The sequence below is a fragment of the Gemmatimonadota bacterium genome (assembly GCA_040388625.1).
Taxonomy (GTDB): Bacteria; Gemmatimonadota; Gemmatimonadetes; order Gemmatimonadales; family Gemmatimonadaceae; genus Fen-1247.
In genome coordinates, this window is record JAZKBK010000006.1 from 356,570 (window position 1) to 376,865 (window position 20,296).

A 20,296-nucleotide genomic window follows, 5' to 3' on the forward strand; every position below is an offset into this window, starting at 1 on the left:
TCGATCGTACTGAGCTCGCGCGCGAGCGCTTCGTCTAGCGATGGAAGCGTAGAGCTCGCGGCGTCGTCGATCGAAGTGATGTTGCGATTCCTGTCAAAAAAAAGGACCCTATCGGGTCCCCGTGGCTGATGCGACTGACTGGATTACCGATGGTGTACGAAGGAAGCGAGCGCAAGTTGAATCTCACGCTGGCCAGCGATGTCGTTCTCCACGTAGAACTCGGTCTCCCACGGCTGATCGGGCCCGTAGCTGGAGCGCGGCTGAACTGGAACCACCTGGCGCGCCTTCAACTTCTTTTTTGGAGCCGGTGCGGGACGCTCGCCCTTGGCCTTATCCAGCTTTGTCAGCGTATCGGAGGGCGTCTTGACCGTGACCGGGCCGGGTTCTTCCGCATGGGAAGCGAGCGGAAGGGCGAAGGCGATGAGCGTACCCACCACAGCCAGCCTTGCGAAATTCAGCCGAGTCATTCTTTGAATATATGACGAGGTACCCGCAATGGCTACAAACTTGCGTTTTGGGGCTGGTTTTGCTGGGTCGGACCCCGGCGGGATCACACAAACGCCTCGCCAGCGATACTGGTTCGTAACGTGTGGACCCGGACGAGAAGCGCCCCGAGCCCGAGTACGGTCGCGATAAACAGCACGATCGAGCCGATGACCGGGAACATCCCGATCAGGAGCAGGAGGACCCCGCCGATTCCAAAACTCAGGAGCGTGCCCGAGCGCCCGGCCCGCGCCCGCCCCCCGAGCACGTGCTTGCCCAGCCAGATCGCGAGCGTCACCCGGCCGATGTACAGTGAGATCCCGTACACAATGGCAGCCAGCAGCGCGAGTGGCAAGCCGATGATCGTGCACGCCACCAGGACGACGGCAATTGGCAATAACAGGATCCATCCCAACCCAACGATCGCCGACCAGCCCGGCCGCACACCGATAACGTCTGCCGCGTCATCCATCAACCGCGGCAGCAACGCAACGATCACGGCCCCGACGACGAGGAAGCCAAACAGCCAGAGCAGCCCGATGACGTACGCGCCACGGCCGCCCGTCACCGCCGGAAGTGCGGTGGTCCGCCCCGTTACGCGCGCGTGAGGATCGATATGAACCTTGCCGGCGGGGACGCGATAGCGCAGGCCGCCCGCGATGGCTGCGCCCGGCCCCAGCATAAGCTCGTCCGCGATGACCTCGACATCGGCGCCGATCGGCCCGTTCAGGACAACGGTGCCTCCGGAGACGAAGACTCCTCCGCGCACAGCGCCATCGACGCGGACCGATCCGCCGGCGAGGTACGCGTTTCCGTCGATTACCGCGTCGCGGTCAACCGTGAGCGCCCCGCCAGCCATGGTAGCATTCCGCGTGACCGCTGCGGTCAGCTGAATCCGACCACCGACGGCCCGGAGCGCGCCATGGACGCGCCCAGCTATCGTCTGGCGTCCCCCGATTCCGAGATAGTCACCGCCGGCCTCTCCCGAGAACCGCACCTCGCCGCCCGCGAGCATGACGTCGCCCGCAACGCTGTCGATCACCTCCGGCGTCGACCCGGAACCCAGCACGTCGTCGCCGCGTCGCACGATTTCACTCTGAGATTGTGGGCCAGTGCAGGCAAGGAGAGCAGCGAACGCTGGAGCGACAAGCGCAAGACCAAGCACGCCAACACGAGCATGATCGCGGACCATCATTGGAGTCTCCCGCAAAAGAGGGCAGCGCGCGACGAAACGACGTTTGAATGTTGGCAATCGTCGGCGAGTTCACTATCCGGAGATTGCCTGTATGTGTGTCCGGGAAAGGGATGGCGTGTGCCGTCCATTCGCCTACCCACGCAACAGTTGCAAACAGTCAGGGATTCGCTGGCATTAAAGACACCGGATGACTGACAGACACGCCTACGGGGCAGGCCTATTATGGGATGACAAGTCCATCTCCCGGCTGCTCGAGGATTCTCGATGTCGACACTCACACTCCCGCACGCAGAACCATCGCTGGAAGTTCAGACGGCGATTCGTGACCTCACCGACGTCACCCGCGCTGACTTGCCAGTGGTCGGCGGGAAAGGCGCCAATCTCGGTGAAATGATTCACGTGGGACTGCCCGTCCCAACAGGCTTTGTCATCACGGTCGATGGTTACGCCCACTTTCGAAACGCATCCGGCATCGCTGGCCAGGTGGACGCGCTGCTGCGATCGGTGCCGGTGAATGACCCCTCCGCCCTGCAGGAGCTGTCGACGCGGCTTCGAGGCCTCGTGCTCCGAGCAGCAATTCCTGACGACCTGGCCGACTCGATCCACGACGCATATGAGCGACTGAGCGCTGCCGCACAATCGAATGCAACCGGAACACCCGATGTCATGGTTGCGGTGCGCTCCTCGGCGACTGCAGAGGATACCACCGCCTTCTCGTTCGCTGGAATGTTCGAGAGCGTGCTCGGCGTGCAGGGCTTCACGGCACTGGCTGATGCGATCCGCGTCTGCTGGGCCTCGACATTCGGGGCACGAGTGCTGTATTACCGCCTGACACGCGGTATGCCTTCAGAAATGCCTGTTGCGGTGATCGTGCAGCAGATGATTGCGTCCGAAAAGTCCGGTGTGATCTTCACAGTCGACCCGGCAACCAGAGACGCCACGCACGTGGTGATCGAGGCCGCGTGGGGAGTTGGCGAGGTTGTGGTGGGCGGCCAGGTTACGCCGGACCATTACGTGGTCGACAAGGCGACGGGCCGAGTAATCGAACGGACCACGCCGCGAAAGGATTTTCTGATCGAGCCGCTGCCGACAGGCGGCATGCACCAGGTCGATCTCTCCACCGACCCTCGAATGAACGCGCCGGTTCTCGGTGACGCCGAGATCGCCGAGCTGGTGTCGCTGGCACGCAAGAGTGAAACGCACTACGGAGCACCGCAGGACATGGAGTTCGCAATCGCCAACTCGCGAATCTATCTCACTCAAACGCGGCCGATCACCACGCTGACACCGGCTGCAACGCCATCTGTCGCGGCCACCTCGGCCGCGCCAGCATCCGGTCCAGCGCCCGTGCTGCATGGAATGGGCGCAAGCCCCGGAATGGGAACCGGACCTGTCAGAATCCTGCAGGCAGTGAGCGAGTCCGCCGCACTTCGTCCAGGCGAGATCCTGGTAACCCGGATGACGTCTCCCGATTGGGTCCCGCTCATGCGTCGCGCAGCGGGAATCGTTACTGATGAGGGCGGCATGACATCGCACGCCGCAATCGTGTCGCGCGAGCTCGGTATTCCATGCGTCGTGGGCACCCGCGACGCTACACGAATACTGCATGACGGGATGGTCGTTACCGTCAATGGCCGCGAAGGAACAGTGACGGAGGGAGCCTCACCCCCGGCAGCCAGTGCACCGCATCCCACGCCGCGCGAGGGAGCGATCTCCACCGGGGCGAGCGCGCCAATCGTTACGGCGACGCGCCTGTACGTGAATCTCGCGGAGCCCGAGCGTGCGGCCGACATCGCGCAACGCGACGTCGATGGTGTTGGATTGCTGAGAGCCGAGTTCATGATGCTGTCCGCGCTCGACGGGATGCACCCCCGCGAGATGCTCGCGCGTGGCGGCGGTGACGACTTCGTTCGACGGATGGCGGAGAAGCTGCATCTCTTCGCATCTGCGTTCGACCCGCGACCGGTGATCTACCGTGCGATGGACTTTCGGTCCAACGAGTTTCGCAAACTGACCGGCGGAGCGGCGCACGAGCCCGAGGAGGAGAATCCGATGATCGGTTATCGCGGGTGCTTTCGCTACACCCGTGAGCCCGACCTCTTCGCACTGGAGCTGCGCGCGCTGTCTGAAGTGCGCAAGGATTTCTCGAATCTGCATCTCATGCTCCCCTTTGTCCGCACCGGCTGGGAGATGACTGCGTGCCGCGCTCTGATCGATGCAAGTCCGCTTGGAAAGGACCGCCGCATGCAGCTCTGGATCATGGCGGAGGTACCCTCGGTCGTGAGCTGGATGGAAGATTACGCGCGCGCGGGTGTAACCGGCGTGTCGATCGGTTCGAATGATCTCACGCAACTGATGCTTGGCGTCGACCGCGACAGTGCAATGCTGGCGCCATTCTACGACGAGCGCGACCGGGCCGTGCTCGATGCCATCCATACGATCATTACAAGATCGCACGAGCTCGGGATGACGTGCTCGATCTGCGGGCAGGCACCGTCGGTTCATCCGGAGTACGCTGCACAGCTCGTGGAATGGGGTATCGACTCGATCTCTGTGAATCCCGACGCCATCGAGCAGACGCGTCGAAATATCGCAGCCGCTGAGCAGCGGGTCATCCTTGCAGCCTCGCGTCGTACCCTATTATCACGTGCTCCATCGTTTCCCACAGCGCACTGAACCCTCACTGGAGATGACCATGCCGCGCAAGACCATAGCACAACTCTTCGATCTGACTGGCAAGACAGCGGTCATCACCGGCGGATCGATGGGGATAGGCCGTGGCATTGCACAGCGTCTTTCCGAAGCTGGCGCTACCGTCGTCATCGCCGACGTCGCCGAGCAGCAGGGAAATGCGTGTGTCGCGGAGCTCACAACAGCGAAGCACCAGGCATTTTTCATCAAGGCCGATGTAAGTTCCGAAACTGACGTCCAAACCCTCGTCCGCGAGACGGTCAGACTCACCGGACGGATCGACATCTTCGTGAGCAACGCGGGGATCTATCCGCAAACGTCGGTGCTCGAAATGGACGTTGCACTCTGGGACAAGGTGCAAGCTGTCAATCTGCGTGGCCTGTTCCTGTGCAATCGCGAAGCGGCGCGATCGATGGCGGCGACGGGCGGCGGCGTCATCATCAATATCGGATCGGTCGATTCCGTGCATCCGAGCATGATCGGCCTGGCTGCCTACGATGCATCCAAGCATGGTGTGTGGGGATTTACCAAGAACCTTGCGCTCGAAGTGGCCAAGCGGGGGATTCGCGTGAACGCCATCGCGCCCGGTGGCATCGCGACCGAAGGACTGAAGCAATCGATGGGACAGGAAAAGCTCCGCGAAAACATCGAAGCCTTCGAAGCCAGCGTTCCGATGGGACGACTTGGCGAGCCCGACGATATCGCGACGGTCGCGCTCTTTCTCGCCAGCGATGCCTCGTCGTACATGACTGGCACGCTGGTCGTGGTCGATGGCGGGGTGCTGTTGCGCTAGCGCCCGTCGATGCGGCAGTAGCCGCGAGGAACCATCCCCACCGCGGCGCGCCATATGGCGCGCCGCGGTTTCAGTCGCCGAACGAGACCCCGGTGGCCCGAGCGGTCAACACTGTGTCGTGATTTGGATCCACGCGCTTCTGCTCGCGTAGCGCCTCTTCAATGGGAATAGTAACGATGTGTGGCGATTGCAGTGCTACCATGTGGCCCCACTTTGCGTCCGCAACCGCGCGAACTGCGGCGCCACCGAATCGTGTAGCGAGCAACCTGTCGTATCCCGTTGGTTGTCCGCCACGCTGCAGGTGGCCGAGCACCATCGAGCGTGACTCCTTACCCGTGCGCTCCTGGATCAGTTCCGCGAGTTGCGCGGCAACGCCGCCAACGCGTACGGCCTGACCCGGTAATGAAGCGCCGAGCACGCCTGCCGCGCGCCCCGCTTCGTGCGCACCCTCGGCCATCACGACGATCGAGAAATGCCGTCCTGCGAGATCGCGCGATACGATCTTCTCGCAAACGCGCTCGGGATCGTATGGGATTTCCGGAATCAGGATCACATCAGCCGATCCCGCGAGACCCGCATGCAGCGCGATGAACCCGGTGTCGCGTCCCATCACTTCGAGCACGAACACGCGGTCGTGCGACTCCGCGGTCGTGTGCAGCTTGTCGATCGCTTCCAGCGCGGTCTGCACTGCAGTATCAAAGCCAAACGTCGTGATCGTCCCGCTCACGTCGTTGTCGATCGTCTTGGGGACGCCCACCACCCGCATGCCCTTGTTCGTGAGCTGCTGCGCGATCGAGAGCGAGCCATCGCCACCGATCGAGATCAGCGCATCGATCCCGAGCTCGGATGCGCGCGCGATCAGCTCGTCCGACCGGTCGACGATCTTGTAGCTTCCGTCGCTCTGGAGCACGGGATACGAGAAGGGATTGCCACGATTGGTAGTGCGGAGGATGGTGCCGCCGAGGTGTCCGATGCCGCGGACGGTCACGCGCGTCAGCGGGACGATATCTTCCTCGCCGAGCAGTCCGGCGTAACCTTTGGTGACACCCAGCACATCCCAGCCACGCTCGATTGCGCCAAGGACCGCGGCACGGATCACCGCGTTGAGACCCGGCGCATCTCCGCCGCCGGTGGAAAGAGCGATTCTCACTTTTGCCTTTCTAGCAGATTCACGATGTCTCGATTATGCATTGCGTCGTGCGTGGGGTCAGCCGGTCGAGCGCGCGAGCCATGTCGCTACTTCGCGTATTTCTGGTATAGCTCGCGGGCCGCTTCACTCTGCATCCCCTTCAAGACGTTCATCGCGGGCGCGCGCAACACGTTGCGCCACGAGGTCTCGGCCATCACCTCTCGCGCCAACGGCAGCGCGGCGTCACCAGCGACCTTGATGTAGGAAGCTAATGCGGTTCCGCGCACGATGGGCGACGCGTCGGCACGCGCCGCGCTTGCGAGCAGCGAATCGGTGGCAGCACCCGGAAAGCTCGCGAGCGATTCCATGGCAATCTGGCGAACGCGCGATGCAGTATCGCGTGCCGCCAGGAACACTGCCGCGCGTGCCACCGAATCGTTGGGGAAGGCGGCAAGCGCGGTTACCGCTTGCCCGCGTAATCCTGTGAACGGATCGCTCGCCGCCGCGATCGCCAGGGCGCGAGCGGCAGATCCATCACCCTTCCGAGCAGACAGCAAGGTGATGGCTTCGTCCCGGGCCGCGACGTCGTCGCCGTGTGCCAGCTGATAGTCCAGCATCGCGGTGGATCGCGGGAAATCGCTCAACGCGAGGATCCACGAGCCCTTGTTCCACTCGATCGCGCGCGGTGCCGATGGCAACGTCATCACGAGATCGCCCTTTCCGTTTCGTACGGACATCGTGCCCCGCACCGGTGCTCCGTCGGTCAGCACTTCGACATCTACGTCGGCGTCGAAATACCCGGTCAACGAATCGCGCGGCTGGATCTCGTCCGCATGCAACGACAACCGCCTGGCCAAGGTATCGTACGACGCGGAGACCCTGAAGACGGGGAACCCGGCCCCGTAAACCCACTGGTCGAAGAACGTCTTGTAATTGCGGCCGGTGCTCTCCTCGAACGCATGCCTCAGATCCTCCGTGACGACGTTATGATACATGTGCGACTGCGCGTAATGGTGTATCGCCGCCCAGAATACGGAGTCGCCGAGCTGGTGCCGCAGCATCTGCAGCACCGTCGCGCCCTTGGGATAGATGTGACCGCTGAAGAAGATCTCGAGCGGATCCTTGACGTACCTGTCGTACACGATCGGCCGGCGATTGCGGCGGTCCGCTTCGATGGTCTCCTGCTCGGCCTCCATCCTGTCCCACATCCCCTCATCGACACCACGCGATGCTTCGCGATAAGTCTGCTCCATGAAGGTTGCGAAGCCTTCATTGAGCCACGCATGCGACCAGTCCCGCGTCGTGAGTAGATCGCCGAACCACTGGTGCCCCAGCTCGTGCGACATCAACCCGTCAGCGTTGAACTGCGGCTCGGCCCACGCTGGATGCAGCATGCCGTCGTCATTCTGCGTTGTCGCGCTCACGTTCTCCATGCCGCCGAAGATGAAATCCGGCACAACGCTCTGCGCGTACTTGGCCCACGGATACGGAATTCCGGTCTTGCGCGAGAATACGTCGATCGCGTCGGGAGTCTTTCCGAACCCGCGCTTCGCAGCCTCGACCGAATCGGGATAGGTCCAGTACTCCACCGGAACGTCGTGCCAGTGATCCCGCACGACCGTGTACTTGCCGGTTACGACGCTCATCAGATACGTCGATGCCGGCTTGGCCTGCGACCAGCTCCACAACGTCCCACCCTTCACTGCACGCTTGCTGATGAGCTTGCCGTTGGAGAGTGCGCTCTCGCCTGGATCCGTGACGACGGAGATCTCCCAGGTCGTCTTGTCGTCCGGATGATCATAGGTGGGAATCCAGTACCGGTTGTCCTGCGCCTCGCCCTGGGTCCACATGTAGTGATTTCTGTCGATGAAATAAGCGCCCTTCTTTGGCTTCAGAGCTTCGTAATCGACCGTGAATGTCGCTCGCGCACGCGCCGCCAGCGGACGGCGCAGATGAACGGTCAGCATCTCACCGTCGTAATCGAACCTGAGCGGCGCGGATCCCGTAGCGACTCGGCGAATCGTCATACCGACGGCGTTGAGCGGTACGTCGGTAATGGGATGATCGAGAGCGGCGATGCGTAGTGTGGTGCTGCCAACAACCGCGTGACGTGCCCAGTCGAATCTCACTCGGAGAGACTGGTGCTGCAGATCGTATTCGTGCGGTGGAAGTGTGTGTACCGTGCCTTCAGGCTCCGGTCCCCACTTGATCAGCGCAGTATCCGAGAACGGCGGCACAGCGTTGGTGTCACTCACCAGCCGCACGTTCGGAATGATCGTCGGCGGGGTTGGTTGAGGGATTTCGCCAGGAACCGCCGGCTCAGGTGATGGTGTGGGCGCCGGGCGCCCCGCGCAGCCGAATGCAGCGGCGCAGACGAGGATCGCGAGCCGAGGGATGATAGCCATTTGTTGCTCCGCAACGGTTTGATACTACGCACTGAGACACGATTCAACCGCCAACTGTTGCTCATGCTACAGTGTCTCATGCGCCGTTTATCATACTGCACGCATCATTCCCACCGAGCGTCGAGCCGGAGATTCGGATTTACGATTCTCGAGCTGCTTCTGGTGGTGACGATTATAGGCGTTCTTACGGGTGTCGCAATACCGAGAACGCGTTACGCACTCGACCGGATCGCCGTGAGCAATTCTGCATCCGACGCCACCGCCCTTCTGGAGCTGGCTCGACACCTCGCCATGACACGCGGCGAACGCTTGAGTGTGGACATCGATTCAGCCCCAGCGCGGCTCACGTTGAGGGCAGGCGTGGACACGATTCGAAGACGCGATGAAAAGGCCATACACGGCGTTCGGTTCGCGCCAAGCCGTTCGCCCGTGGTTTTTTCACAGCTCGGGATAGGATTGGGTGTGTCGAATCTCACCCTCGTCGTCACCCGCGGCTCGGCCGCGGAAACGGTGACCGTCTCGAGACTCGGACGGGTACGACGATGACGCAGAGCCACCGTCATTTCCGCTTTCGCGGGAATGACGGATATACCAGCACGCTTTCGCGCGGATGACGCTCTGGTGGTTTCCCTGCTACGAGTCTACGCGGCGGTGGTACCGAAATCGTAGCCGGGAACGGAGATGCGCGGGATTTCCTGGCCGATCACGCGCTCGATGGTCCGAACCATCGCAATCTCGTCCGGTGACATCAGCGTATAAGCATCGCCACTCGACTCGGCGCGGCCTGTACGACCGATGCGGTGCACGTAATCCTCGGGCTCCTGCGGAACGTCGAAGTTGATCACGTGAGTGATGCCCGTCACGTCCAGGCCGCGCTGTGCCACGTCGGTCGCGACCAGAACGCGCATCGTACCGTCCTTGAAGTCGTCCAGCGCACGCGTGCGTTCCTTCTGCGTCTTGTCACCGTGCATCGCGGTGGCCTGAATTCCGGCCTGGCGCAGATCCCGCACGACGCGGTCGGCGCCATGCTTGGTGCGCGTGAAGATCAGAACCGAGTCCATCTCCTTGTTCTTGAGCAGCTCGGTCAACAGCTGAGTCTTCCGGATGCGCGGAACGGGATAGACCGCGTGCGTGACGCCGGTCGCGGCCATCGAGCGCCGTCCAACCTGGACCACATGCGGCTTCCGCAAATACTTCCGCGAAAGCGCTTCGACCTCAGGCGGCATCGTCGCGCTGAATAGCATCGTCTGACGGTACTTCGGGATCTCGGCGACGACCCGGTTGATCTGCGGAGCAAAACCCATGTCGAGCATGCGATCCGCTTCGTCCAGCACCAGAATCTCGAGATCGTCGAATACGACGTTCTGGCGCTCGATGTGGTCGAGCAGTCGGCCCGGCGTCGCGATCACTATGTCGATGCCCTTCCTCAACGCCTTGGTCTGCGGCTCGAGCGCCACGCCACCATAAACAGCCAGCGTCTTGAGGCCCGAGCGCTCAGCGTACTTCCGGAAGTTCTCTTCCACCTGCACGCACAGCTCGCGGGTCGGCGTCAGAATCAGCGCCCTGGCTCGATGTGGCCCACCCGTCAGCTGATTCAAAATTGGGAGCGCGAATGCCGCGGTCTTCCCTGTTCCCGTCTGGGCGAGGCCTATGAGATCTCTGCCTTCTAGCGCCAGCGGGATTGCCTGGGCCTGGATTGGTGTCGGATGTACATATCCAGCGTCCTGAACCGCTTGCAGAACATCGGGGTTCAACCCGAGGTCCGCGAATGTGAGGGCGGTCTCCTCCAACGTGTTCTCTAAACTCATTTTGATACTAAATATAACCAATTAACCCCTTGATTGCTTGAGTTACCAGGTCCGGGGCCTCCTCTGGCACCACATGGCCGCAGCCATCGATCACGGTAAGAGAGGCGTGCGGCAGCACCTCAACGTACCGTCGTACCCATCTCCGGATCACAAGATTGTCGCTCCGGCCATCCATTATCGCCGTCGGTGCAGAAATGGTTCCAAAGCCACAGTCCGTTCCAGCACTCCACTCGAAAGTGTGCAGCAGGTCCCACATGGCCCGCACGAACCCGGGGAACTGGCTCGGCGCCCAGTACTCATCGATATCGTGTGCGGTGGGACGATACAGACTCCCGTAGACCACGCTGAAGACGGCCGCGATCATCCATCTGTGCAGCAGCCACGGCAGGACCGGCGCGACCGGGCGCGGTGTGAGTGTGCGAAGAATCCTGAGCTCCCACTCCGTGCCGAATCCGGCCGGCGCCAGAAGCGCGAGGGCCGTGACGCGGTCTGGTGCGAGCACCGCCGCTCGCGCGCAGATCGGGCCACCCATCGAATGCCCGACAAGTATTGCGCGCCGGATCCCGAGCGAATCCATCGCCGAAAGGACGCATTCGACCTGCGCATCGAGTGTGTAGAGACGCGCGTCGCCAGGCTTGTCGGATAAGCCGTGACCGGGCAGATCGATCGCAATCGCGCGCAATCCCGCAGCAGCCAGCAACGGCATCAACCTGCGAAACGAATAGACCGAGCATGCCCATCCATGCACGCACACCACCACATGGGCGGCGCTCGCGTCGCCGGTCGCGATCGCACGAATCGTCGTCGCCCCGGTCTTCAGTGCGAGCGTGTGGTACGAAGTGCTGTAGCGTGAATCACCCGCCGGAAACATTTTCTCCGGCGGGATTCTCCCCGGGATCAGACCAGCTTTATCTGCCAACCCAGAAGTCGCGCGATGAGACCGATCCGGAACGTCACGTCGGTCCAACGCCCATCCCCCTCCAGATTCGTCTCGAGTGGGAACTTGGGCCACGCATACGGATTGGTAGTGGTCGGCTCGCTCGTCCCCTTGTTGTGCGGCCGCCATACGCGATCACGCCCGCAGTCGTCCACGAAACGCTCGAAGAGCTTGAGCCACGTTTCGTTCCGTTTGAGGAAGCCCAGTCGTGCCATGATCTCGAGCCACGTCAGCGCGAATGGAATGTCTGCATCGACGACGTTCTTGTTGTGCAGAAGATCACCCATCACGAGGTGCGGCTGCGTGACGATCTCCTTGCCGTACATCTGCACAGCTTCCTGGGTCGGCTTGGGCTGCGACAGATACGCGTAGAGCCGCTCCATCTCCGGATAGTGCTCGCTTCGGAAGATGGGCATGTGTGCAACCATCATCAGCGCATATATCGACGGTGGCGACGCGTGCTCCGCCAGAACGTGCCGATTTCCGATCCGGATCCACGGCTTCTCCGCGAGCGCCGAGTCGAGGTAGGCATCGATGCGCTCCATCGCGCGACGTGCGGAGCCGCGAAGACGCGGATCTGCTTCGTAGCCGGCGTGTGCGAGTGCAGCGGATGACGCCTCACGCAGGATCTGGCGACCACGCAGCGCTATGTCGGGCGCCTTCGCACTCGCACGCAGCTCGTAGAGAAAGCGCGGATCGGTGTCTTCCGCCAGTAGACGAAAGAGCGGCCGCCGAGCTTGCGCCAGCGGCGGAGAATCTCGATGCCATCCGTATTCCAGCAGGCGCTCGACCGCCGGGATGGTGCCGAGCCCCTCGATTCCATCCTTGCCCGGCTTGGGAAGCGTGAGCATCCGCTCGCTCCACGTTCCGTCCAGCGATTGCGTAACCGCGATTCTGATAGCGTACGGCGACGCCAGCGAGAGCGTTTCGAGCTTTGGCCCAGGTGGAAGTCGTGCAACATCGACGAACGCGCGATACTGGATCGGCGGCGCGGCGTGATCGAGGAGCCAATTGAGTGGAAACTCGATCGACGGCTCAGTTGGTTCGGTTGAACCGGTTTCGGCTTCCGGGGCAGCGGACGTCAGCTCGGCCATACGCGCTCACGAATTGGGGTTTGAGGGGCAGATGCATCCGCGCCTCGAATGTTCCGGCCGGTTAGCGCCCATATGCGTCCCGCGCGGCAATTATAGCGCCTTTTTCAGCAAATGCCAGGGGGTAGCACGCTATGTTCTTTACCGACAACGACTTACAGGTTTTGCGATAACCCTTTCTACCGGCCCTCCAAGGCGTCCGTATGGTACTTGCTGCCGGGATTCCAGAGGATCCAGCTATCGAATCCATTGTCGTAACCGGCCTTGATCTGTGCTCTGACCTGTGACGCGCCATACGCGGGCGGCCCCAGCGTAAAGTCCTGATACCATGGCACTATGGCGGCTGCGTTCTTCAATCCAGCCGTTCGTCGCTTCATGTCCTTTAGCACGCGATCGATAGTCGCGTACGGGTGCGCGTTCGGGCTGGCAAGTCCGTACGTACCGGGCGCGAAGTGTGATGGATAGACCATGGGAAGCACGACGTCAGCGCGATCGATGAACATCTCCCAGCGCTGTCCGATTCCCATGTCGGTCGTGTCGGTCGCGGTAAGTCCGAAGACGTCGATGGTCATCGGCATGTTATCGGACTTGAGCGAATCGCGCACGACGCCGAGCTGATCATGAATCACCTGCGCACGCGTTCGGCCGTGCGCGAGCGGGAAGGACGCCTCGCGCACCATGCGATCGTCATCCGGAAAGCGTACATAATCGAACTGCACTTCACTGAAACCGATGTCGTGCGCTTCGCGCGCGAGGTCGATCGCGTATTGCCACACAGCAGGCTGTGTCGGATCCAGCCACGGATGTCCGTTCTTGTCGAGCCACGGCTTGCCGTCCGCGCGACGCTTTATCGCCCACTCGAGCTTCCGCCCAGCCAGCAGCGGATCCTTCGCAACCACTATGCGCGCGATCGGATATATGTTGTTCGCCCGCAGCGAGTCGAACAGCGCAGCCAGGCGTCGCTGTGACATGGGCCGGTTGGTGTCCGCGCCGATCTTCTGCGCGAGTGGTACGCGCGATTTGTACAGCACCAGGCCTCGATCATCCTTCACATCTATGACGAGCGCGTTGACCTCGGTGCGCTTCGCGATGTCGATCAACTTCCACATGCTGTTGCCGAGCGCTGCCCATCGATTGACGTACAGCCCGCGCAGTGTATCGGGATGCGCCACGTACGTGACGGGTGTTGGAACAGTGTCAGGACGCGGCACCGAATCCTTCGAGACACCGGCGTCGTGCGTGCGAGTTGCAGATGCGGACGCAGAGACGGATTTACCGGTAGTTGCGGATTGCGCCGGCTCGCCGCAGGCGGCGACCAATGCCAACGCAAATCCAGCGATCAAGCCAATTCCCGTCCGCGCATTCAATGAGAGAACGGCGCCGCGGCGCCGGTCAGCTATCACGCCTGAGGACTCTCGCCATCTCGTCCTGCGCGTACAGCACGGCATCCACTTCCTTTCCGATCGCGACCGCCTGTTCCGCAACCTGCGTAACGCTGTCGTATGAGCGCGTACCAGTCGAGAGACGGCCGACATCCATGCGAAGCTGCCGCATCGCGCTGATCGCGCGATTCAGCTTGTTGTCCGCCGCCGCACGCCGATTGCGCATCTCGCGCAGAGACACACGCTGGCGACGAAGCTGTACCAGCCTGCGCACGCGCCCCTCGCTCGCCTCTTCTTCCAGCGGATTTGCCTCTGCTTCCAGCTCGCTGATCTCGCGCTCTATCGCATCGCCCATTCCCGGCACGTTCGCGCGGTCCATGTTGTCGATCGCGGATACCAGCTGCTCGATGCGGACGTACAGCGAATCCGCGGATGACGCAACGTCCGGAACGAGTTTGCGCTCTTCATCCGACAACCCGTTCATCATTCGCTGAATATCTGCGCGTGCAACCGCTGCTTCCTGCACGATCGGGTAGCGCTCGACGACGTCTGCAGAGATAGTGGTATGAAATCCGGTCATTCCCTGCATCGAGCCAGGTGCAAGTCCGGACGGCATCGGTGAAAATGAGGTGAGACCACTTCCGTCGCGCATGCGTGCGCGCAGTCGCTCACGCGCGACCTCGCGCTTCTGCGGATCGAACAGCGCACGCGCATCGTCGATCCGTTCGTTCACCACGTCGGCGAAGAGCGCATCGCGCGGCTGGCGAAACACGTCGCGCCAATCATAGCCGCGATTCCACAGCTTGGAGTAGCCGACTGCTATCGTCGCACCCCAGATGGCATCGATGAAGAAGAACGAATGGTCACCGAAAATGCCGAGCGGTATGAACGCGGCGCTGACGGCGAGCCATGTTATGACTTTCTTGCGATACGCACGAACCGGCTCCGCTTCCCAGCGCGCCAACTCGACGGCACGCGAAGGATTGTAGGTCGGCCGAACCGGTGTTTGCGGGCGGCTCATCTGCTGCGTGCGGATCGGCTCCGCCGCAGGCCGCGGCTGGTATGGCGAATTGGACGGAACACCGAGCGTCTGCGTCCGGCCGTTGAGCGCATCCACCAGCGCTGTCGCTGTCGGAAACCGATCACTCGGCTCCTTTGCCAGGCAACGCATGATGATTGCGCCGAGGTCTTCGGGCAGGCCCTGCACCCGCTCGTTGATTGGACGCGGTTGTTCCGTGAGATGCTTCACGAACATGCCGGGCGTATTCGATGCGACGAACGGAAGATCGCCCGACAGCATCTGGTAACCAACAACGCCCAACGAATAGATGTCGCTACGCCCATCTACGCCGCGATCGCCCGCGCACTGCTCCGGCGACATGTATGCCGGCGTTCCGATCGCGAGACCGGTCGTGGTCAGACGTGTATCATTGCCCTCGCTCACCGCGCGCGCGATTCCGAAATCCGTCACCAGTGCGCGGCCGCTATCGGAATCGAGCAGGATGTTGTCCGGCTTGATGTCGCGGTGTACTACATTGCGCGCGTTCGCGTATGCGAGCGCATCGGCGACTTCACACAGGATACGACGCGCTTCTTCCGCAGCCATCGGGCCGCGCTGCCGCAGGCGTTGCGCGATCGTGTCCCCGTCGACGTATCCCATGATGAAGAAGACGAGATTGTCGGCTTCTTCAACCGTGTAAATGGGAACGATCGACGGGTGGCTCAGTTGTGCAGATGTTTCCGCCTCGCGCAGAAAGCGCGAACGGATATCCGCGCGATACGCGAGCTCGGGCGGAAGGACCTTTACGGCAACGAGACGCTTGAGTCGGCGATCGCGAGCACGGTAAACAATGCCCATGCCTCCCCGGCCGATCTCCCGATCGAGCTCGTAGTTGGCCTCGAGCACACGACCCAACTGTGCGCGTAGCGCATCGTCAGGCCGGTTTGGCAGACTTTCGGGCTCGGTCATACGTCAGACCGGCATGCTACCATAAAGAATCCTGCCGTGCTGGCGTGGAACTTGGTGCGCGGAATATGCAATTTAGCGTCATCGGGGCCGTTGCGCGTTAGACACGCGATACGGCTCACGGTTTGCGCCAATTGGCAGAGTCGATCAGATCCGTCGATCGACTGCCACTCGGCGTCCACGACGAATCCGATAATTCCATCATGGCACAACGTCAGACTATCCCTGTTCTTCCTTTGAGAGGAACGGTCATGTTCCCCGGCCTCACCTCGCCCATATCGGCAGGTCGCCCCGGAACCTTACGAGCAATCGAGTCAGCCCTCAAGGCCGACCGGCTCGTTTTCGCCGTCGCGCAGCGCGATAACAGCGACGAGCCGACGGCGGACATCCTTTACTCCATGGGCGTCATCGCCCGGATCGGGCAGATCCAGCGCGGCCTGGGCGGCGTCCAGCTCCTGCTCCAGGGCGAGCAACGCGCCACTGCCCTGCAATACACCACGACCGAGGGCTTCCTGAGCGCCGTGGTCGTTCCCGCCGAGGAGATGAACCCGGTCGATGAGAACGACGCCGCCTTCGAAGCGCTCGAAAAGGAGACGCGCGAGCGGGCCGGCGAGCTGGGAGAGAAGCGCGGCCTCCCCGAAGAGGTCGTCCATCAGGTCCTGGAATCGGTCACGGAGCCGGGCCGCTTTGCCGACCTCGTTGCCGGCTACATCGATCTGCCGGTGGCAGAAAAGCAGGGCCTTCTCGAGACACTGAGTGTCGAGGAGCGACTGCGCCGCGTGCTGGTTCAGGTGCAGCGCCAGATCGAGATGCTCGAGGCCCAGGAGGACATCAAGTCGCAGGTCCAGGAAGAACTGGGCGAGCGGCAGCGCGAGATGTATCTCCGCGAGCAGATGAAGGCGATCCAGAAAGAGCTGGGCGACGGAGACTCGTCCAAGGAAGTCGAGGAGCTGCGCGAGAAGCTTTCAACGCTGCGCCTTCCCAAGGAAGGCCGCGCGGAAGTCGAGCGCGAGCTGGGCAGATTGGAGCGGTCGGGCCGGGAGTCCATGGAGGCTCAGGTCATCCGCACCTACCTGGAATGGATCGCCGAGCTCCCCTGGAACGATCGTTCGAACGACGACCTCGATCTCAAGCATGCAACCGAGGTTCTGGATGCCGATCACTATGGACTGCAGGACGTGAAGGATCGCGTCCTCGAATTCCTGGCGGTTCGTCAGCTCAGGGCACAGCAGCTAGCCGAAGAGGTCAAGGAAACTGGGGCTGTACCCGCCGAGAAGCTTCGCGTCGAAAAGGACGAGGCCACCCCAGCGCTCGGCGAGGAGCCAGAGCCGGAGCCGATCACTGATGAGAAGGAGGTCAAATCTCGCGCGATGGCGAAGGGACCCATTCTTCTGTTCGTTGGACCGCCCGGTACGGGTAAGACGTCCATCGCGAAGTCTATCGCTCACTCGCTCGGCCGCGAGTATGTGCGCATCGCGTTGGGCGGTGCACGCGACGAGGCTGATATTCGCGGACACCGTCGCACCTACGTCGGAGCGATGCCGGGTCGAATTCTGCAGGGGATGAAGCAGGCTGGAACCAGGAATCCTGTCTTCCTGCTGGACGAGGTGGACAAGCTTGGCGTGTCGTATCAGGGCGATCCATCGTCGGCGTTGCTCGAGGTTCTCGATCCAGCGCAGAACGATTCGTTCACCGATCACTATCTCAACATTCCGTTCGATCTGAGCGAGGTGTTGTTCATCGCGACCGCGAACTTCATTCAGAACATTCCCGGTCCGCTGCTCGACCGCATGGAAGTCGTCGATTTTGCCGGCTACACCGAGCGCGAGAAGGCGGAGATCGCGAAAAAGTATCTGCTTCCCAAGCAGTTGGAGGAGAGCGGACTGAACGACAAGGGAATCGAGTTCACCGACGACGCGGTGATGTCGGTGGTGTCGAACTACACTCGCGAAGCTGGCGTGCGCCAGCTCGAGCGTCAGATCGGCGCGGTAGCACGGAAACTTGCGCGCAAGATCGCGAGCAACGACGAAGTGCCGAAGGTCGTCGATGCGGACGAGGTTCGCACGCTGCTCGGAAGACCGAAGGTGCATCCGGAGCACATTCAACCACAGAACGAGGTCGGTGTCGCGACGGGGATGTACTACACGCCAATGGGCGGCGACATCATGTTCGTCGAGGCGTCGATCCGCCGCTTCTACGGCAACCGCTCGAACGACAGCGTGGAGACTGCAGGACCGGGCGGCGCCGTGTCGCTCATCCTGACGGGCCAGCTGGGCGACGTCATGAAGGAGTCAGCGCGTGCAGCGTTCACGTACGCGACGAACAACGCGGCGCGACTTGGCATTCCGAAAGACAGACTCGGTTCCATCGAAGCGCACATCCACGTTCCCGCGGGAGCAATTCCAAAGGACGGACCGAGTGCCGGACTCGCGATTGCAACCGCGCTCGTGTCGGAGATGAGCGACCGTCCGGTTCGTCGCGATGTTGCGATGACGGGCGAGATTACACTGCGTGGTCGCGCGTTGCCGATCGGCGGTTTGAAGGAGAAGGTGCTCGGTGCTCACCGCGCCGGCATCAAGCACATCATTCTGCCCAAGGCAAACGAGCCCGACATCGAGGACATTCCCGAGGAAGTGAGGTCGCAGCTGACCTTCCATCCGGTGGAGACGCTGACCGAGGTGCTGCAATACGCGCTGGAGCCAGCGATGGAAGAGGCTCCATTATCGGTAGCTGTGTAGATCACGGGACTCTTCATGTGAGCGACGTTGCCGAGTCGTCATCCCCGCGCAAGCGGGGATGCATGTAAGCAGTTGGGTTACGGAAAGGCAGGAGGCCCGGAGATCTCATTGGATCCCCGGGCCTCCTGCTTTTCGTACGATCGTTCGGACGTCCGAACGGGTTCGCTACAGTGTGACTATCGGACGTACTCGTAAAGACCCACGAGCCCCACAGCCAAACCGCCGATCGCGATCGCCGTTCCCGCGCTGTCGCCGATCAACAGACCGGCGACGAGTCCTGCCCCGCCGACTGCCATCAGTGCAACGCCCTCGCCCTGGTGCAAACCTGCCGCGGCGGCCGTGTTTACGGCGAGCGGAGCGTTCGCATCGGCCTTGACGTTGATGCCGGCGACGTCCGGCCGGACCATCGAAGGCGCGGTTGCCGGGGCCGACGCAACTACCGGGGCCGGCGACGCCGGCACGAGCGTGGCTGGTCCGGAAAAGCTCTGCGCGGTTAGCGCAGCGGGGGCAAGTGCGACGGCTACAGCTAGCGAAGCGAACAGATGTCTCATTGGGTTCCTCGTGTCATTGTGGTGTGGCGTCCAAGTTACGTGGCGACCAGCCTCTTCGCTGTCGCGCTGACGCGGATAGGCGTATCGCAATCGCCGCGCCGCGATCGCCAAAATAGATTTCCGGCAGTGATATCCTCAAAAAACTCGATCGGCTTCATCGCAGCCGCGTCTGCCGCCATTCTCGTCCTCGCTACCTCCATAGTCGGGGCGACGCCGATCCTGAACGCCGAGACAGGTCTTCCGGTCGCCGACGCGACCCTCATCCACTCGGCGGCCTACACGATGCTCGCGCCGATCTGCACGGTGCTGGACGCCCTGACCTTGCTGTCGTTGCAACAGCATGTGGCGGTGCTCGCGACCGCGGTCCTTTGCGTCATCATATGGAGAGTGTTGCGCGCGCGGTCAGTACGCACGTCAATTTTGCGTGAAGCCGGAGTTGCACTCGCGACGCTGGGGACCATCGTGATCGTTTACGGGACCGGAGCTGTGATTCCGCGCCCAATGGCGGCGATCATTATGCACGATCCCAATGATGTCGTGATCGACTTTCACAGTCACACCAATTCTTCCTGGGACGGAAGGTCCTGGTTCACGCCGGAGCGCAATCGCGCGTGGCACGCCGGCGCAGGGTTCGATGTCGCGTACATCACCGACCACAAGAGTCTTGCAGGCGCGCTTGCCGGAATGCGACGCAATCCTCCCCACGCTGGTGACGGAACCACGTTGCTCCCCGGCCTCGAAGCGCGCGACCAGTACGAGCATATACTCGCGATCGGAATCGACTCGACGTTCGCGATCGATCCAAAGGGCAACTGGCACGATCCGGAACGCGACACGGCCCTTGCCGTGACCGCCGCGGCACCGCTGCTCATTCTCACGATTCCCGGTAACATCGACATGATCCCGGAGAATGAGAAGCACGGGTTCGCCCGACTCTACGCTGTCGAGCTGAGCGACGCGGCCCCGAAGGGAGTCGGCGTAATACAGAAGCGGAGAGCGGCGATCATTCGATTCGCGGATACGCTGAACCTCGCCGTCGTTGCAGGATCTGACAATCACGGTTACGGCAGCACCGCCGCGGGCTGGAGCGTGATGCAGATTCCGGACTGGCGCGCGATGAACTCCGC

Annotated in this window: 14 protein-coding genes; 4 read left to right on the top strand and 10 right to left on the bottom strand. The window is 62.1% G+C overall.

Features of this window, described 5'->3' with window-relative positions; genetic code table 11:
* Positions 1-143: 143 nt before the first annotated feature.
* Together V4529_15025 and V4529_15030 are read right to left on the bottom strand one after the other, a co-directional pair.
* A complete protein-coding gene (locus V4529_15025; GenBank protein ID MES2359646.1) occupies positions 144-467 on the bottom strand; it encodes a hypothetical protein in 324 nt (107 codons plus the stop codon).
* A gap of 83 nt (positions 468-550) precedes the next feature.
* A complete protein-coding gene (locus V4529_15030) occupies positions 551-1,675 on the bottom strand; it encodes a hypothetical protein (GenBank protein ID MES2359647.1) in 1,125 nt (374 codons plus the stop codon).
* Positions 1,676-1,942: 267 nt separating this feature from the next.
* Here V4529_15030 and ppsA point away from each other — a divergent pair, with 267 nt between their 5' ends.
* Together ppsA and V4529_15040 are read left to right on the top strand one after the other, a co-directional pair.
* Entirely contained in the window at positions 1,943-4,354 is a 2,412-nt protein-coding gene (ppsA, locus tag V4529_15035; GenBank protein MES2359648.1) for a phosphoenolpyruvate synthase, read from the top strand.
* Positions 4,355-4,373: 19 nt separating this feature from the next.
* Positions 4,374-5,162 (top strand): SDR family NAD(P)-dependent oxidoreductase, encoded by a 789-nt coding sequence (locus tag V4529_15040; protein MES2359649.1) that lies wholly within the window; start codon positions 4,374-4,376, stop codon positions 5,160-5,162.
* A 70-nt stretch (positions 5,163-5,232) separates the two neighbouring features.
* Here the strand turns inward: V4529_15040 and V4529_15045 are convergent, their stop codons facing one another.
* Entirely contained in the window at positions 5,233-6,312 is a 1,080-nt protein-coding gene (locus V4529_15045; protein ID MES2359650.1) for an ATP-dependent 6-phosphofructokinase, read from the bottom strand.
* 86 nt (positions 6,313-6,398) lie between these two features.
* Positions 6,399-8,696 (bottom strand): M1 family metallopeptidase, encoded by a 2,298-nt coding sequence (locus V4529_15050; protein MES2359651.1) that lies wholly within the window; start codon positions 8,694-8,696, stop codon positions 6,399-6,401.
* A 78-nt stretch (positions 8,697-8,774) separates the two neighbouring features.
* Here V4529_15050 and V4529_15055 point away from each other — a divergent pair, with 78 nt between their 5' ends.
* Positions 8,775-9,242 carry a GspH/FimT family pseudopilin gene (locus tag V4529_15055; GenBank protein ID MES2359652.1) on the top strand — a complete coding sequence of 156 codons (468 nt, stop codon included), beginning with the start codon at positions 8,775-8,777 and terminating at the stop codon, positions 9,240-9,242.
* 95 nt (positions 9,243-9,337) lie between these two features.
* On the opposite strand, the gene V4529_15060 is transcribed toward V4529_15055, so the two are convergent.
* From V4529_15060 to V4529_15080, 5 genes are all read right to left on the bottom strand, one after another.
* A complete protein-coding gene (locus V4529_15060) occupies positions 9,338-10,504 on the bottom strand; it encodes a DEAD/DEAH box helicase (protein ID MES2359653.1) in 1,167 nt (388 codons plus the stop codon).
* A gap of 7 nt (positions 10,505-10,511) precedes the next feature.
* The gene (locus V4529_15065; GenBank protein MES2359654.1) at positions 10,512-11,423 is read right to left on the bottom strand and encodes an alpha/beta hydrolase; all 912 of its coding nucleotides are present in this window, start codon (positions 11,421-11,423) and stop codon (positions 10,512-10,514) included.
* A complete protein-coding gene (locus tag V4529_15070) occupies positions 11,402-12,535 on the bottom strand; it encodes a hypothetical protein (GenBank protein ID MES2359655.1) in 1,134 nt (377 codons plus the stop codon). Before V4529_15070 ends, V4529_15065 begins: the two co-directional genes overlap by 22 nt.
* Positions 12,536-12,711: 176 nt before the next feature.
* Entirely contained in the window at positions 12,712-13,935 is a 1,224-nt protein-coding gene (locus V4529_15075; GenBank protein ID MES2359656.1) for a putative glycoside hydrolase, read from the bottom strand.
* Positions 13,925-15,883 carry a serine/threonine-protein kinase gene (locus V4529_15080; GenBank protein MES2359657.1) on the bottom strand — a complete coding sequence of 653 codons (1,959 nt, stop codon included), beginning with the start codon at positions 15,881-15,883 and terminating at the stop codon, positions 13,925-13,927. Before V4529_15080 ends, V4529_15075 begins: the two co-directional genes overlap by 11 nt.
* A 200-nt stretch (positions 15,884-16,083) precedes the next feature.
* On the opposite strand from V4529_15080, the gene lon reads away from it, so the two are divergent.
* The gene (gene lon / locus V4529_15085; protein MES2359658.1) at positions 16,084-18,618 is read left to right on the top strand and encodes an endopeptidase La; all 2,535 of its coding nucleotides are present in this window, start codon (positions 16,084-16,086) and stop codon (positions 18,616-18,618) included.
* Positions 18,619-18,794: 176 nt separating this feature from the next.
* Here lon and V4529_15090 read toward each other — a convergent pair whose 3' ends face one another.
* Positions 18,795-19,169 carry a hypothetical protein gene (locus tag V4529_15090; GenBank protein MES2359659.1) on the bottom strand — a complete coding sequence of 125 codons (375 nt, stop codon included), beginning with the start codon at positions 19,167-19,169 and terminating at the stop codon, positions 18,795-18,797.
* Between the last annotated feature and the right edge of the window lie 1,127 nt (positions 19,170-20,296).

Coding starts and splice junctions, on each gene's coding strand:
- V4529_15025 (MES2359646.1), bottom strand. CDS start 467: ATGACTCGGCTGAATTTCGCAAGGCTGGCTGTGGTGGGTACGCTCATC.
- V4529_15030 (MES2359647.1), bottom strand. CDS start 1,675: ATGGTCCGCGATCATGCTCGTGTTGGCGTGCTTGGTCTTGCGCTTGTC.
- ppsA (MES2359648.1), top strand. CDS start 1,943: ATGTCGACACTCACACTCCCGCACGCAGAACCATCGCTGGAAGTTCAG.
- V4529_15040 (MES2359649.1), top strand. CDS start 4,374: ATGCCGCGCAAGACCATAGCACAACTCTTCGATCTGACTGGCAAGACA.
- V4529_15050 (MES2359651.1), bottom strand. CDS start 8,696: ATGGCTATCATCCCTCGGCTCGCGATCCTCGTCTGCGCCGCTGCATTC.
- V4529_15055 (MES2359652.1), top strand. CDS start 8,775: ATGCGCCGTTTATCATACTGCACGCATCATTCCCACCGAGCGTCGAGC.
- V4529_15060 (MES2359653.1), bottom strand. CDS start 10,504: ATGAGTTTAGAGAACACGTTGGAGGAGACCGCCCTCACATTCGCGGAC.
- V4529_15070 (MES2359655.1), bottom strand. CDS start 12,535: ATGGCCGAGCTGACGTCCGCTGCCCCGGAAGCCGAAACCGGTTCAACC.
- V4529_15080 (MES2359657.1), bottom strand. CDS start 15,883: ATGACCGAGCCCGAAAGTCTGCCAAACCGGCCTGACGATGCGCTACGC.
- lon (MES2359658.1), top strand. CDS start 16,084: ATGGCACAACGTCAGACTATCCCTGTTCTTCCTTTGAGAGGAACGGTC.
- V4529_15090 (MES2359659.1), bottom strand. CDS start 19,169: ATGAGACATCTGTTCGCTTCGCTAGCTGTAGCCGTCGCACTTGCCCCC.